Origin of the sequence: uncultured Oxalicibacterium sp. (genome assembly GCF_913776015.1) — a bacterium.
Lineage (GTDB): Bacteria > Pseudomonadota > Gammaproteobacteria > Burkholderiales > Burkholderiaceae_D > Oxalicibacterium.
The window spans coordinates 18234-32361 of sequence record NZ_CAJYMD010000080.1; the positions used below are offsets into that span (position 1 = coordinate 18234).

At 57.5% G+C, this 14128-nt stretch carries 12 protein-coding genes; 8 read left to right on the forward strand and 4 right to left on the reverse strand.

All coding sequences use genetic code 11. The annotated features are described in order from the left end of the window. The first annotated feature begins 14 nt into the window (after positions 1-14). The 8 genes from QZ725_RS14595 (at position 15) to QZ725_RS14630 (ending at position 10607) form a co-directional block, all read left to right on the forward strand. Entirely contained in the window at positions 15-932 is a 918-nt protein-coding gene (locus QZ725_RS14595; protein ID WP_293781219.1) for an NAD kinase, read from the forward strand. A 109-nt stretch (positions 933-1041) separates the two neighbouring features. After that, on the forward strand, positions 1042-2691 hold the full coding sequence (recN, locus tag QZ725_RS14600; RefSeq protein WP_293781221.1) for a DNA repair protein RecN: 1650 nt from the start codon (positions 1042-1044) through the stop codon (positions 2689-2691). 79 nt (positions 2692-2770) lie between these two features. Next, positions 2771-3877, forward strand: coding sequence for a ferrochelatase (hemH, locus tag QZ725_RS14605; protein ID WP_293781224.1), 1107 nt, complete (start codon positions 2771-2773; stop codon positions 3875-3877). A 687-nt stretch (positions 3878-4564) separates the two neighbouring features. Further along, a complete protein-coding gene (gene grpE, locus QZ725_RS14610) occupies positions 4565-5116 on the forward strand; it encodes a nucleotide exchange factor GrpE (protein ID WP_293781227.1) in 552 nt (183 codons plus the stop codon). A 108-nt stretch (positions 5117-5224) separates the two neighbouring features. Then, complete coding sequence (dnaK, locus tag QZ725_RS14615) at positions 5225-7168, forward strand: molecular chaperone DnaK (RefSeq protein ID WP_293781230.1); 1944 nt, start codon at positions 5225-5227, stop codon at positions 7166-7168. A 148-nt stretch (positions 7169-7316) separates the two neighbouring features. Further along, a complete protein-coding gene (dnaJ, locus tag QZ725_RS14620; protein ID WP_293781233.1) occupies positions 7317-8435 on the forward strand; it encodes a molecular chaperone DnaJ in 1119 nt (372 codons plus the stop codon). 189 nt (positions 8436-8624) lie between these two features. Continuing rightward, complete coding sequence (locus QZ725_RS14625; protein WP_293781235.1) at positions 8625-9656, forward strand: HD domain-containing phosphohydrolase; 1032 nt, start codon at positions 8625-8627, stop codon at positions 9654-9656. 90 nt (positions 9657-9746) lie between these two features. After that, positions 9747-10607 carry a neutral zinc metallopeptidase gene (locus tag QZ725_RS14630; RefSeq protein WP_293781238.1) on the forward strand — a complete coding sequence of 287 codons (861 nt, stop codon included), beginning with the start codon at positions 9747-9749 and terminating at the stop codon, positions 10605-10607. A 214-nt stretch (positions 10608-10821) separates the two neighbouring features. Here QZ725_RS14630 and panB read toward each other — a convergent pair whose 3' ends face one another. From panB to pcnB, 4 genes are all read right to left on the reverse strand, one after another. After that, positions 10822-11646 carry a 3-methyl-2-oxobutanoate hydroxymethyltransferase gene (gene panB, locus QZ725_RS14635; protein WP_293781241.1) on the reverse strand — a complete coding sequence of 275 codons (825 nt, stop codon included), beginning with the start codon at positions 11644-11646 and terminating at the stop codon, positions 10822-10824. 2 nt (positions 11647-11648) lie between these two features. Continuing rightward, complete coding sequence (locus QZ725_RS14640; protein ID WP_293781244.1) at positions 11649-12290, reverse strand: deoxynucleoside kinase; 642 nt, start codon at positions 12288-12290, stop codon at positions 11649-11651. 194 nt (positions 12291-12484) lie between these two features. Further along, entirely contained in the window at positions 12485-12964 is a 480-nt protein-coding gene (gene folK, locus QZ725_RS14645; protein WP_293781247.1) for a 2-amino-4-hydroxy-6-hydroxymethyldihydropteridine diphosphokinase, read from the reverse strand. Then, on the reverse strand, positions 12961-14128 hold a 1168-nt coding region (pcnB, locus tag QZ725_RS14650; RefSeq protein WP_293781250.1), incomplete at its 5' end, for a polynucleotide adenylyltransferase PcnB. The genes pcnB and folK, both read right to left, overlap by 4 nt.

A 14128-nucleotide genomic window follows, 5' to 3' on the forward strand; every position in this document is an offset into this window, starting at 1 on the left:
TAATCTGCAGCATCATGTTTCCTACCTCTCCTACCGCCCCCCTGCCGCGCTTCCAGACGATTGCGATCGTTGGCAAATACATGGCTGGCGGCACCGCCCAGTCCCTGCTGCAGATTGCCGAATGTCTGGTCACGACCGGCCGTCGCGTCTTGTTCGAAGCCGAAACCGTGCAGAATTTTTCTATCAGTGGCTATGAATCCATGTCGCTGCGCGAAATCGGTGAAACGGCCGATGCCGCCATCATCGTTGGTGGCGATGGCACCATGCTGGGGATTGCGCGGCAGATGGCGCCGTTCGATGTGCCGCTGATCGGCGTCAATCAGGGGCGGCTCGGGTTCATGACCGATGTCTCGCTCGATCGCATGATGCCGATGCTGCAGGAAATGCTGAACGGTTCTGCCGTGGCCGAGTACCGCACGCTGCTCGAAGGCGAGATCATGCGTGACGGCAAGCTCATGCATCACACGCTGGCGCTCAACGATGTGGTGCTGTCGCGTGGTTCGGGCTCCGGCATGATCGAACTGCATGTCGAAGTCGACGGGCAGTTCATGTACAACCAGCGTTCCGACGGTCTCATCGTCGCCACGCCGACCGGCTCCACGGCTTATTCGCTGTCGGCCGGCGGGCCGATTCTGCAACCGAGCGTGAAGGGTTTTGCGATTGTGCCGATTGCGCCGCATGCGCTGTCGAATCGTCCGATCGTGGTGCCGGATTCGAGCGAAATCGTGATCGAGGTCGTGGGCGGACGCGAAGCCAACATCAACTTCGACATGCAATCGGTTGCGCGCCTGCAAAACAACGATCGCATTGTCATTCACCGTTCCGAACACGTTGCCACCTTCCTGCATCCACAAGGCTGGAATTACTACGATACCCTGCGCGAAAAGCTGCACTGGAATGAGTATCCGTCTGTGGAAGGCCGGTTAAAATAATTCCCGAAGGTCGGCGGCATGCCGGCCTTTCCGTTTCATCCCGATCGCTGTCGAATCGTAAGGTATTTCCGGTTCGCAGCAGGCAACGATACAGGACTGTTCAACCCTCATGCTGCGCACGCTTTCGATCCGCGATTTCGTCATTGTCGATTCCATCGAGCTGGATTTCTCGTCGGGCTTTACGGTCTTTACCGGTGAAACCGGTGCAGGTAAGTCCATCCTGATCGATGCACTGGCGCTGGCCTTGGGCGGGCGCGGCGATGCCAGCGTGGTGCGTGAAGGCGCAGCCAAGGCCGATATCTCCGCTGAATTTTCCGCCAGTCCCGAACTGGCGGCATGGCTGGCCGACAACGAATGTGCGAGCGAAGAGGGTAGTATCCTGCTGCGCCGCGTGATCGACAGTGCGGGCCGTTCCAAAGCATTCATCAACGGCATTACCGCCACCGCCACGCAACTGCGCGAGCTGGGCGAGCAACTGGTGGATATTCATGGGCAGCACGCGCACCAATCCCTGCTGAAGGCCGACGCGCAACGTACGCTGCTCGACAATCAGGCGGGCTTGCAGAAAGAAGTGCGTGCCGTTGCCGCCGCTTTCAAGAGCTGGCGTGCGCTGGCAAAGCAGCGCGAAGAATTCGAAACCAACGCCCGCAATGTGTTGCTCGAACGCGAGCGGCTGGAATGGCAGGTCGGCGAACTCGACAAGCTGGCCGCCAAGCCGGGCGAGTGGAGTGAGGTCACGCAGGAACACAGCCGTCTTTCGCATGCCGCTGCGCTGATCGAAGGTGCGCAGGAAGCGCTCAATCTGATTTCCGAATCCGATACGGCACCGATGCTGTCGCAACTTTCCTCGCTCAACAGCCGTCTGGGCAAGCTAGTCGATCTGGATGCCGGCTTGCAGCCGGTGCTTGATGTGCTGGAGCCGGCCCGCATTCAGTTGCAGGAAGCGGTCTACGCACTCAACGATTATCTGGGGCGCGTCGAACTCGATCCGGCCCGCTTGCAACAGGTCGAACGGCGCATGGAAGATTTGCACGCGGCGGCGCGCAAGTTTCATGTCGATGCCGATGTTTTGCCAGAAGAATTCGAACGGCTTTCGGAACAATTGCAGCAATTGGCCGATGCCAGCGACCTGGACGCCCTGCGTGCGCAGGAGGAACAGCGCAAACAGGGTTATCTGACCGCCGCACAGAAATTATCCAAGGCACGTACCAAGGCAGCCAAGGCGCTGTCTGCAGCGGTCACGGCGGCGATGCAGGATTTGAGCATGAGTGGCGGCCGTTTCGAGATTGCCTTGCATGCTGGCGAACCGGCGGCCTATGGGCTGGAACAGGTGGAGTTTCTGGTGGCCGGTCATGCTGGCACTACGCCGCGCGCGCTCGCCAAGGTGGCATCCGGCGGTGAACTGGCGCGTATTGCCCTGGCGATCTCGGTCATTACCTCAAGTGCGACGGCAACCCCGACGCTGATCTTCGATGAAGTTGATAGCGGCATTGGCGGTGGTGTGGCCGAAGTGGTCGGTCGCCTTTTGCGCAAGCTCGGGCAGGATCGCCAGGTCTTGTGCGTGACCCATTTGCCGCAAGTAGCCAGCCAGGCCAATCAGCATTTCGAAGTCAGTAAGCAGGCGCGTGGTGGCAAAACCGTGTCGTCGATTACACCGCTGGATGCCAATGCGCGTATCGAGGAAATCGCACGCATGCTGGGCGGGCTGGAAATCACCGCGACCACGCGTTCGCATGCACGTGAACTGCTGGCAAGCTGAACGGTCTGACCGGGCAACATCTGACGTATTCCCTGCGTCTTTCACATAACGACAACAATAAACACGATAACAAGCCGCCATGTCCTATCGCTCCGAACCGCCATACACACATGGCAACCTGTCTAAGAGCGCAATCGTGCTCGTCAATCTGGGGACGCCCGATGCACCCACGACATCGGCGGTACGGCGCTATCTGAAGCAATTTCTATCCGATCCGCGTGTGGTCGAGATTCCGCGGGCGATCTGGTGGTGGATTCTGCATCTGATCATCCTGCCGTTTCGTTCGGGGCAATCGGCGAAGAAGTACGACACCATCTGGACCGATGAAGGATCTCCGCTCAAGGTGCATACAGAAAAGCAGGCGCGTCTGCTGCAAGGTTATCTGGGTGAACGTGGGCACAAGGTGCGCGTGGTTTATGCCATGCGTTATGGCAACCCGGGCGTGCCTGCGGTGTTGCGGCAGTTGAAGGAAGAAGGCTGCGATCGCATTCTTGTATTGCCGGCATATCCGCAATATTCGGGGACGACGACGGCGTCCATTTTCGATGCGGTATTTGCCCATTACCGTAGGGAGCGCAATGTGCCGGAACTGCGCTTCGTCAAGCATTACCACGATCACGATGCGTATATCGACGCTTTGCGCAGGTCGGTGCAAGCTCATTGGGAAATGAACGGTCGCCCGGAAAAGCTCGTCATGAGTTTTCATGGCGTGCCAAAACGCACCTTGATGCTGGGCGATCCTTATCATTGCGAATGCTACAAGACCGCGCGTTTGCTGGCGCAGGCATTGGGACTCACACCCGAGCAATACCTGGTAACTTTCCAGTCGCGTTTCGGCAAGGCCGAATGGCTGCAACCTTACACGGCACCGACCGTGCAGGCACTGGCGCGTGAAGGTGTGCGTCGCATCGATGTGATTTGCCCCGGCTTTACCAGCGATTGCCTTGAAACGCTGGAAGAAATCGCGCTGGAAGTGCGTCACGATTTCCTGCACGCGGGCGGCAAGGAATTCAACTACATCCCTTGCCTGAACGAGGACGATGCCTGGATTCGTGCCCTGACGGAATTGTCGGAATTGCACATGATCGGCTGGCCCACACTCATGACACCGGCCTTGCGTGAGGAGTTGGAGCAGCAGGCATATATTTCACGTGAAGAGGCGGTACGCCTTGGCGCGCCGCAATAAGAATCGTCAAAACAGCCAGTCAAAAAGAAGCACGAGAAAAGCACGTTTGGCGTGGTTGGTTTTTAGGATTCTAGGTGCCTAAAGAATAAACGCATCCAAGCAATAACCAGCCAATCAGAGTGCTACCGTCTCCATGCCGGGCGGGTTTGCGGGGATTGTCGTGGGAAAACCAAAGAGCGAAGCGTTTTGATCGATCGCCCGAGTGTGTTTGTGCAGGTTGAGTAAAGGCATCCCGCTTTGCGCAGGGGGAAGGATTCAAGCCATTGCCCTATCGTGCTTCAGAGCATTTGCTGGCAGATGACGGCTGCAGCCAGTGCCGTATAAGCCACGAGGGCGGTGTACATCAGTGGTAATTTCATGGCGGACCTCCTTGCGGCGATGCCGCAAAAGTAATCATCCCCCTATCTTTTTCTGTCTCCTTGCTCTTTCCAGATTAGCCAGTATTTATGGGCTGTCCAGCCGGTTTCATGGAAAAAATGTAACAACAATCGTGCTGCAAGCTTTATCATCGCGGGTTCGCCGCTGGTGGAAGCGGCAGGGCGGATGAGATGTGGCGCGGGTTTCCCATGAGTACTCTTCTCTTGAAAACATGCCCAACAGCCCCATGTGGGCTGGCATGTTCGCTTTACTTTCCGCTTTTTCTTTATTTCACCTCGCTGTAACCCCTTGATTGTTGGAGATTTTTTCATGCAAGACCAGGATAAATACGCCGAACAGGCCGCCGCCATGGATGCGCCGCAGAACGACAAGGCCGCTGATCCTGCCGCCGCGGCGGCTACGCCTACGCCTACGCTGGAAGAACAACTGGCTGCCGCACAGCAGCAGATTCAGGAATTGCAGGACGCTTTCCTGCGTGCCAAGGCAGAAACCGAAAATGCACGCCGCCGTGCGCAGGACGATATTGCCCGCGCCCACAAGTTCGCCATCGAGGGTTTTGCCGAAGCGCTGGTACCGGTCAAGGACAGCCTCGAAATGGCATTGCAAGTCGAATCGCCTTCGGTGGAATCGCTGAAGGAAGGCGTGGAAATGACGCTCAAGCAACTGAGTGCCGCCTTCGAAAAAGGCCGTTTGCTCGAAGTCAAACCGGAGCCTGGCGAAAAGCTCGATCCGATGAAGCATCAGGCGGTGTCCATGGTGCCTGCCGAGCAGGCATCGAATACGGTGGTGTCCGTCCTGCAAAAGGGCTACATGATTTCGGACCGCCTGCTGCGCCCGGCCCTGGTGACCGTCGCACAGTAAAAAAACAGCAAGAAATGGCTTGAAAGCATCGATTTTCACCCTATATCGGGTGCATCCAGCCGTTTTTAACCATAAACAATTCGTATAGATCGTTAAGGAAACACCATCATGGGCAAAATCATCGGTATCGATTTGGGCACGACCAACTCCTGCGTTGCAGTCATGGAGGGTGGCAAATCGAAAGTCATCGAAAATGCAGAAGGCGCACGTACCACGCCTTCCGTCATCGCTTATCAGGAAGATGGCGAAATTCTGGTTGGTGCACCTGCCAAACGTCAGGCTGTTACCAATCCGAAAAACACGCTGTACGCGGTCAAGCGTCTGATCGGCCGTAAGTACGAAGAGAAAGAAGTGCAGAAAGACATCGGTCTGATGCCTTACCAGATCACCAAGGCCGACAACGGCGATGCATGGGTGTCCGTGCGCGACAAGAAACTGGCGCCGCCACAGATTTCTGCTGAAGTCCTGCGCAAGATGAAGAAGACCGCCGAAGACTATCTCGGCGAAGAAGTGACTGAAGCCGTGATTACCGTTCCTGCGTATTTCAACGATTCGCAACGTCAGGCAACCAAGGATGCAGGTCGCATCGCCGGTCTGGACGTCAAACGCATCATCAACGAGCCGACCGCAGCAGCACTCGCTTTCGGCTTGGACAAGGCAGAGAAAGGCGACCGCAAGATCGCCGTGTATGACCTCGGCGGCGGTACCTTCGACGTCTCGATCATCGAGATCGCCGATGTCGATGGTGAGAAGCAGTTCGAAGTGTTGTCGACCAACGGCGACACCTTCCTCGGCGGTGAAGATTTCGATCAGCGCCTGATTGACTACATCATCGAAGAATTCAAGAAGATCAACGGCCTCGATCTGTCGAAAGACGCGATCGCGCTGCAGCGTATCAAGGCATCGGCAGAGCGCGCGAAGATCGAACTGTCGTCGTCGCAACAAACCGAAATCAACGAGCCGTACATCGCCATGGCAAATGGCGCACCGGTTCACTTGAACCTGAAAATCACGCGCGCCAAGCTGGAGTCGCTGGTGGAAGACCTGATCGCCAAGTCGATCGAGCCATGCCGTACTGCGATCAAGGATGCGGGCGTCAAAGTTTCCGATATCGATGACATCATCCTGGTCGGCGGTCAGACTCGTATGCCGAAAGTACAGGAAGCCGTGAAGGATTTCTTCGGCAAGGAGCCTCGCAAGGACGTGAATCCGGACGAAGCCGTTGCGGTCGGTGCAGCAATTCAAGGTTCGGTCTTGTCGGGCGATCGTAAGGATCTGTTGCTGCTGGACGTGACGCCGCTGTCGCTGGGTATCGAAACCCTGGGTGGCGTGATGACCAAGATGATCCAGAAGAACACCACGATCCCGACCAAGTTCTCGCAAGTGTTCTCGACGGCTGACGACAACCAGCCAGCCGTGACCATCAAGGTATTCCAGGGCGAGCGCGAAATGGCCGTCGGTAACAAGGCGCTGGGCGAGTTCAATCTGGAAGGCATCCCGCCAGCAGCACGTGGCACGCCACAGATCGAAGTGACCTTCGACATCGACGCCAACGGTATTCTGCACGTCGGCGCGAAAGACAAGGCAACTGGCAAGGAAAACAAGATCACCATCAAGGCCAACTCGGGTCTGACCGAAGAGGAAATCCAGAAGATGGTGCAGGATGCCGAAGCCAATGCCGAGGAAGACAAGCGCGCCAAGGAAACCGCCGAAGCGCGCAACCAAGGCGATGCACTGGTGCACTCGACCCGCAAGTCGCTGAGCGAATACGGCGACAAGTTGGAAGCCGGCGAAAAAGAGAAGATCGAGGCAGCGATCAAGGATCTCGAAGACGCACTGAAGGACGGTGACAAAGCTGCCATCGATGAAAAATCGGCTGCCCTGACGACCGCTGCGCAGAAACTTGGCGAGAAGATGTACGCCGACATGCAGGCACAGCAGGCCGCGGCCGGTGGTGCAGCAGGTGCCGATGCTGGTGCTGCGCACGAGGAAGCCAAGCCACAGCAGGACGACGTGGTCGATGCCGACTTCAAGGAAGTCAAGGACAAGTAATGCGTCCGGCGCACAGCAAGGTCTGTGCGTGAATCACTGAAGCTGCATGTTGCGCCGGGTCGGCGGTTGAAAAACCCCGACTCGGCGTTTGCGTAAAAGCGATATTGCGGCACAGCGCAGTAATAGAGAAAACTCAGGGCAGGTACAGATGGCGAAACGTGATTTTTACGAGATTCTTGGCGTCAGCAAGAACGTATCGGACGACGAACTCAAGAAGGCTTATCGCAAACTCGCGATGAAACATCATCCGGATCGCAATCCGGGTAACAAGGAAGCGGAAGACAAGTTCAAGGAGGCCAAGGAGGCCTACGAAATGTTGTCCGATCCGCAAAAGCGTGAGGCGTACGACCGTTATGGTCATGCTGGCGTCGATCCGAATAACGGTATGGGTGGCGGAGCCGGCGGTTTTGCTGATGCGTTCGGCGATATCTTCGGCGATATTTTCGGTCAGGCTGCCGGTCGCGGTCGTGGTGGTCCGCAGGTTTATCGTGGTGCCGATCTGCGCTACAACCTCGAAATTACGCTGGAACAGGCTGCGCACGGTTACGACACGACGATTCGCGTGCCGTCGTGGGACGAGTGCGATACCTGTCACGGTACCGGTGCCAAACCCGGTACGTCGCCGACCAACTGCACCACATGCGGTGGGCACGGTCAGGTGCGCATGCAGCAAGGCTTCTTCAGTGTGCTGCAAACCTGTCCGAAGTGTCACGGCTCTGGCAAGATCAATCCATCGCCATGCGGTTCGTGCAGTGGTACCGGCAAGACCAAACGCAATAAGACACTCGAAGTGCAGATTCCTGCCGGGATCGATGATGGCATGCGCATTCGCTCCTCCGGCAATGGCGAGCCCGGCATGAACGGTGGGCCGCCGGGCGATCTGTATGTCGAGATTCGCATCAAGCAGCATCCGGTCTTCCAGCGCGAAGGCGACGATCTGCATTGCGAAATTCCGATTTCGTTTGCCAAGGCAGCACTCGGTGGCGAAGTCGAAGTGCCAACGCTCAATGGCAAGGCTTCGTTCACGCTGCCGGAAGGCACACAAAGTGGCAAGACCTTCCGTCTACGTAGCAAAGGCATCAAGGGCGTGCGTTCCGGTTATGCGGGCGATCTGTTTTGTCACGTCGTCGTGGAAACGCCTGTGACGCTTACCGAACGCCAGAAGGAATTGCTGCGCGAGTTCGAACAACTGACCGTCGAAGGTGGTGCCAAGCACAGTCCGCAGACCAAGACCTGGAAAGACAAGGTCAAGGAATTTTTCGAATAAGCGTCGCAAGAAAACTGACTGATGGTATTTCTCCGCCGCCGATCCTTTGATCGGCGGTTTTGTTTTATGCGCGCTATCATGCGTCCATGATGCAGGCGTTGTTTTGATCCACCGTTCTTGCAGCGTGATGCTTTTCCATTTTCGATGGCTGGACTACTTGATTTGAAATGCTTGGATACTGGTTCTGACGTGCCTTCTTGCATTGATTTGTTCAGTGATGATGGCGCGTTGGCGGCCAGAATCGCTGGCTTGCTGCGTGCGTTGCGGCCAGGAGCAGAGGTTGCGGTCGGTCATCAGCTTGCCTGGTTGTCGGCACGCCTTGCTTCGACCGCGTCGCGGTTGCTGATCATCGACGGCCGTTTACCTGACGCTTTCCCCGCGCTGAATCAGGCAAAGCAAGCAGGTCCCCGCGTGCGCGTGTTGTTTCTTGCCCCGGACGTGCATCGTATGCAGCAGGCATTCGCCTGTCATGCCGATGATGCGCTGATTTTCCCGTGGCACGCCGACGAGGTTGGGGCGCGTATGCAGCGCTTGCTGGCGATAAGACGCGAAGGTGTCGAAGAAGCACAGGTAGCGCGCCAGCTTAAACGAGGGCTAACCGAAATCGGTCGCGACTTGGGTTTAGATGAAGAGCACATGCTGGCGCGGTTCGACCGGATTGCCTATTTTCACGATGCAGCGACGGCGGCACATGAACGGCGGGTCGCACGCTATGCGGGCTTGCTGGCGCGTGCAGCGGGAGGCAGTGCGGCAGAAAGCCTTGCGCTGGAGCATGCCGCCCCGCTACATGACATCGGCAAGGTTGGCATCGCACCTGAGTTGCTGAATAAACGTGAAAAACTGAGTGCGGCAGAGCGCGCTTTTCTCTGTTCGCATGTCGACATGGGCTATGAAATCTTGAACATCGGCACGCTGCCGCTATTGCGGCTGGCAGCAGAGATTGCGCGTTCACATCACGAGCGTTTCGATGGTACTGGCTATCCGCAGGGACTGTGCGGCGAGCGTATTCCCTTTGAAGCACGCGTGGTTGCATTGGCCGATGTCTACGATGCGCTGACGTCGCCACGACCCTACAAACCGGCATGGGATGCGCAAACCGTCGCCGATTTCATCCGCGAAAACAGCGGTACGCATTTTGATCCGCATCTTGTCGATGCCTTCACGCGCCACGAGGAAGCCTTCCGAACGTTGCAATCCGAACTTTCGCTTGCAGATAGTTGATGCACATTGCGCGCTTCAGTTGCAGAATGGCAGCAGCGTTATGGATGCATAACGCCGACAAGAACAGCAATCAAACGGACGGAGCGGGCAATGAAATGGGAAGGCAATCGCGAGAGCGATAACGTCGAGGATCGTCGTGGCGGCGGTGGATTCGGTGCGATGGGTGGCCGTTCGATCGGTATCGGCACCATCGTGATTGCCTTGGTCGGTTCCTACTTTCTCGGCATTAATCCGATGACGCTCATCGGCATGCTCAGTGGCGGTCAGGTACAGACGCAGCAGGCACCCATCCAGCAAACGCCCGCCGACGATCAAATGGCGCGTTTCGTGCGCACGGTGCTGGCCGACACCGAAGATACCTGGAGTGAGATTTTCCGCGAAAACGGCGGCACGTATGCGCAACCGCGGCTCGTGCTCTTTACCGGACGCACGCCGACGGCTTGCGGCACCGGCGATACAGCGGCCGGCCCATTCTATTGTCCGGGCGACCAGAAAATCTATATCGACCTGGCCTTCTATCAGACCATGCGTGAACGTTTTCATGTCGCCAGCGATTTTGCTCAGGCGTACGTGATCGCCCATGAAGTCGGTCATCACGTGCAGAACATTACGGGCATCATGGAAAAGGTTGACCAGAAACGTCGCAGCCTGACCGAGCGCCAGGCCAATGCCTTGTCAGTCCGCGTCGAGTTGCAGGCCGATTGCTTCGCCGGTGTGTGGGCGGCGCGTGCCAACCGGGCGCGCGGCATTTTGGAACAGGGTGATGTCGAAAGTGCGCTCAAGGCGGCCAGTGCAATTGGCGACGATGCCTTGCAGAAACAGGCGCAAGGCTACGTGGTCCCCGATTCCTTTACGCACGGTACATCGGAGCAGCGCGTGCGCTGGTTCCAGCAAGGTATCAATAGCGCGGATCTGAATACTTGCAATACATTTGCTGCTAGAACCTTGTAAAAGGTCTTTGTGCGAATGTCAGGGAAGGGCAACGTCGGACTGTTCAATGCGAGTCCTCTTTCTGAATTCTAGCCGCACGCGAACATGAAAAAAGCCGCCATGCTTTAGTGCACGGCGGCTTTGTGCTTACTGACCAGCGCGTTGTCGAGAGGATTGTGTGTTGTGATACCGCGCTTTCCTGCAAAAGAAGCTGACACGCATTGCTAGCACATCGTCAGAAGCAATGCTCCGGTGCGGGGAAGGTGCCTTCCTTGACTTCGCGAATATAGGCGCGCACGGCACCTTCGATGCTGCTCTGGCCTTCCATGAAATTTTTCACGAAGCGGGCTTTCTTGCCAGGGAAGACGTTGATGAAGTCGTGCATTACCAACACCTGACCGGAACAATCGGGCCCGGCGCCGATGCCGATGGTCGGCATGGTCAGGATGTCGGTGACTTCCTTGCCGAGTGTAGCGGGAATCGCTTCAAGGATCAGTAGCGAGGCACCTGCTTCCTGCAATGCCAATGCATCGGATTTCAGTTGCGCAGCCGCTTCAGTGGTCTTGCCCTGCACACGATAGCCGCCAAAGCGGTGTACCGATTGCGGCGTCAGGCCCAGATGCGCGCACACCGGAATTTCGCGTTCGACGAGGAAGCGTACCGTGTCTACCACCCAAGCGCCGCCTTCGATCTTGACCATCTGTGCGCCAGCCTGAATCAGCTTGATGGCATTGGCAAATGCCTGTTCGGGCGTGCCGTAGGTGCCGAACGGCATGTCGGCCAGCAGCAGCGCAGTCTTGTTGCCACGCGCAACGCTGGCGATGTGGTACGCGACTTCATCGATGGTCACCGTTAATGTCGAATTGTGGCCCTGGCACACCATGCCCAGCGAATCGCCGACCAGCAGCGTGTCGATGCCGCACATATCCATCAGCGAGGCAAAGCTGGCGTCGTAAGCCGTCAGCATGGTGATCTTGTCACCGTTCTCGCGCATGGCGAACAGGGAAGGGATGGTGACAGCCTTGGTGCGATGCTCGTTTTCCTGCAGATAGCTGGCCATGTTCATTCTCCCCGGCTGAAAAATTCGCGCTTGCCGCGCATGTTGGCAATGCGCTGCAACAGCAGCGCGAAATCCTCGTCGTTATCGACGGGATTCAGATGTTCGGTGTTGACGATCAGCAGCGGCGCCGCATCGTAGTCGTAAAAGATGCGGCTGTAGCTGTCGCACAGCTTGTGAATGTAATGCTCGGAAATCGCCGCTTCCATCGGAATGCCGCGTTTACGAATACGGTCGACCAGCGTCGCCGGTTCAGCTTGCAGATAGATGACCAGGTCGGGCAGCGGCGCTTGCGGACGCAGGTGATCGTAGAGCTGCTGATACAGCGCCAGCTCATCGTCGCCCAGTGTCAGACGCGCAAAAATCGGGTCCTTGTCGAGCAAGAAGTCGGACACGATGCGCGCATCGAACAGATCGGGTTGCGACAGATCGCGCAACTGGTTCAGGCGCTGGAACAGGAAAAACATCTGTGTCGGCAAGGCATAGCGGGTGGCATCGCGATAGAACTTTTCGAGAAACGGATTTTCTTCTGGCAGTTCGAGCAGCGTTTGTGCCTGCAACTGCGCAGCCAACCGGCGCGCCAGCGTAGTTTTACCGGCACCGATGGCACCTTCGACGACGATGTATTTGTACTTGTCTGGATTCATGTGGGCTTATGCGTATGTGCGGTCGTTGTCGTGTTGGCATGCACGGCAATGAAAAACGTGAGTGTAATCGCTTCCCGCGGGATTTTCAGTCGCGCTGCATTCTGCTGAAAGTTGCATGGCTGGCGAAGGGATGCAATCGGCCATTGTTTGGTGCAATGTGATTGCAATCGTGGCATGCGAAACGTTGCAGACGTTTACCGGATGAGCATGATTGCCTGATCGCGCACGTCCTTCAGAAAATCCTGCGCAGGCTTAGCGCCGGGAAGGACGACGTGCGGTGCAATCTCCAGCAGCGGAATCAGCACGAAGGCGCGTTGCGTCATGCGCGGATGCGGAACCGTCAGCGTGGCGGTGTCGATGCATTCTTCTCCGTACAGCAGCAGATCGAGATCGAGGGTACGTGGCGCATTGACATAAGGGCGTTCGCGACCGAATTGCTGTTCCAGATCGAGCAGGGCGTCCAATAGCCCTTGCGCAGGTAGCGTGGTCTGCAATTGTGCCACCGCATTGACGTAATCGTCGCCGCCGGCATCGATCGGTGCTGTGCGGTACAGCGAAGAGCGTGCTGTCAGGCACGTATGCGGCAGGCTGTCGAGCCGTGTGATCGCCTCCGTGACGGTGGCTTGCGCATCGCCCAGATTGGCACCGATGCCGATGTAGGCGGGCACCGTCATTCGGTTTTGTCGCCACCCGTACCGGCAGCGGCATTCTTGCTGCGATTGCGTCCGCCGCGACGACGACGTTTCTTGGCCGGTGCAGGGGGCGGCATATCGTCGCCGTTGCCGTCCTGGTTGTTGCCGGAATCGGTGCTGCGGGCGGATTTGGCAGCGGGTTTGCGCGCCAGCAGTTCTTCGCGACCGGCGGTATCGGCTTCCATGAAAGCGGTCCACCAGTCGCCGATTTCGCGGTCGATCTCGCCCGAAGCGCAACGCAGCAGCAGGAAATCGTAGCCGGCGCGCATGCGCAGGTGTTCGAGCAGCTTGTAGGGCGATTTGCCGACGCGACGATCGAAGCGTGGCTGCATGGCCCAGATGTCGCGCATGTCGGATGCGATCTTGCGTTGCAGCGCGAGCTTGTCGGTTTGTGTGTTGAGCACATCGTCGGCTGCCAGATGCAGCGCCGGGATCGGATATTCGCCAGCGGCCTGATAAGCCTTCCATTTTTCCAGCACCTGATGCCAGAGCAGCGAAGCGAACAGAAAGCCGGGCGAAACCGGCTTGCCTTGCCGCACGCGTTCGTCCGTGGCTTCCAGCGCCAGCCGCACGAATTTTTCGCCCAAGGGCTGTTCAAGCACAACGTCGAGCAGCGGCAGCAAGCCGTGATGCAGACCTTCCTTGCGCAATTGCTGCAGGCAAGCCATCGCATGGCCACTCAACAGCAGCTTGAGCATTTCATCGAAGACACGTGCTGCCGGAACGTTGTCGATCAGCGGCGCCATGATCGGAATCGGCGCACTGCTGGCTGGATCGATGGTGAATTTCAGTTTTGCCGCGAAGCGCACCACGCGAAGCATGCGAACCGGATCCTCGCGATAGCGTGCTTCCGGTTCGCCGATGATGCGTAGCGTCTTGTTGCGAATGTCGGCCATGCCGCCGTGGTAATCGAGCACGGTTTGCGTGGCCGGATCGTAATACATCGCATTGATGGTGAAGTCGCGTCGCAAGGCGTCTTCATGCTGTTCGCCGAAGGTGTTGTCGCGCAGCACGCGGCCATGTTCATCCTTGGGCGCGCTATCGACAGCGGTACCGCGGAAGGTGGTCACTTCCAGCAAGTCTTGTCCAAACATCACATGCACGATCTGGAAACGGCGGCCGATGATGAAGGCGCGGCGGAACAGG

What these genes read in the sequence shown, in the direction of transcription:
- recN (WP_293781221.1), top strand. Translation starts at nt 1,042, where the DNA reads ATGCTGCGCACGCTTTCGATCCGCGATTTCGTCATTGTCGATTCCATC.
- hemH (WP_293781224.1), top strand. Translation starts at nt 2,771, where the DNA reads ATGTCCTATCGCTCCGAACCGCCATACACACATGGCAACCTGTCTAAG.
- panB (WP_293781241.1), bottom strand. Translation starts at nt 11,646, where the DNA reads ATGGCCAGCTATCTGCAGGAAAACGAGCATCGCACCAAGGCTGTCACC.
- QZ725_RS14630 (WP_293781238.1), top strand. Translation starts at nt 9,747, where the DNA reads ATGAAATGGGAAGGCAATCGCGAGAGCGATAACGTCGAGGATCGTCGT.
- dnaK (WP_293781230.1), top strand. Translation starts at nt 5,225, where the DNA reads ATGGGCAAAATCATCGGTATCGATTTGGGCACGACCAACTCCTGCGTT.
- grpE (WP_293781227.1), top strand. Translation starts at nt 4,565, where the DNA reads ATGCAAGACCAGGATAAATACGCCGAACAGGCCGCCGCCATGGATGCG.
- dnaJ (WP_293781233.1), top strand. Translation starts at nt 7,317, where the DNA reads ATGGCGAAACGTGATTTTTACGAGATTCTTGGCGTCAGCAAGAACGTA.
- folK (WP_293781247.1), bottom strand. Translation starts at nt 12,964, where the DNA reads ATGACGGTGCCCGCCTACATCGGCATCGGTGCCAATCTGGGCGATGCG.
- QZ725_RS14640 (WP_293781244.1), bottom strand. Translation starts at nt 12,290, where the DNA reads ATGAATCCAGACAAGTACAAATACATCGTCGTCGAAGGTGCCATCGGT.
- QZ725_RS14595 (WP_293781219.1), top strand. Translation starts at nt 15, where the DNA reads ATGTTTCCTACCTCTCCTACCGCCCCCCTGCCGCGCTTCCAGACGATT.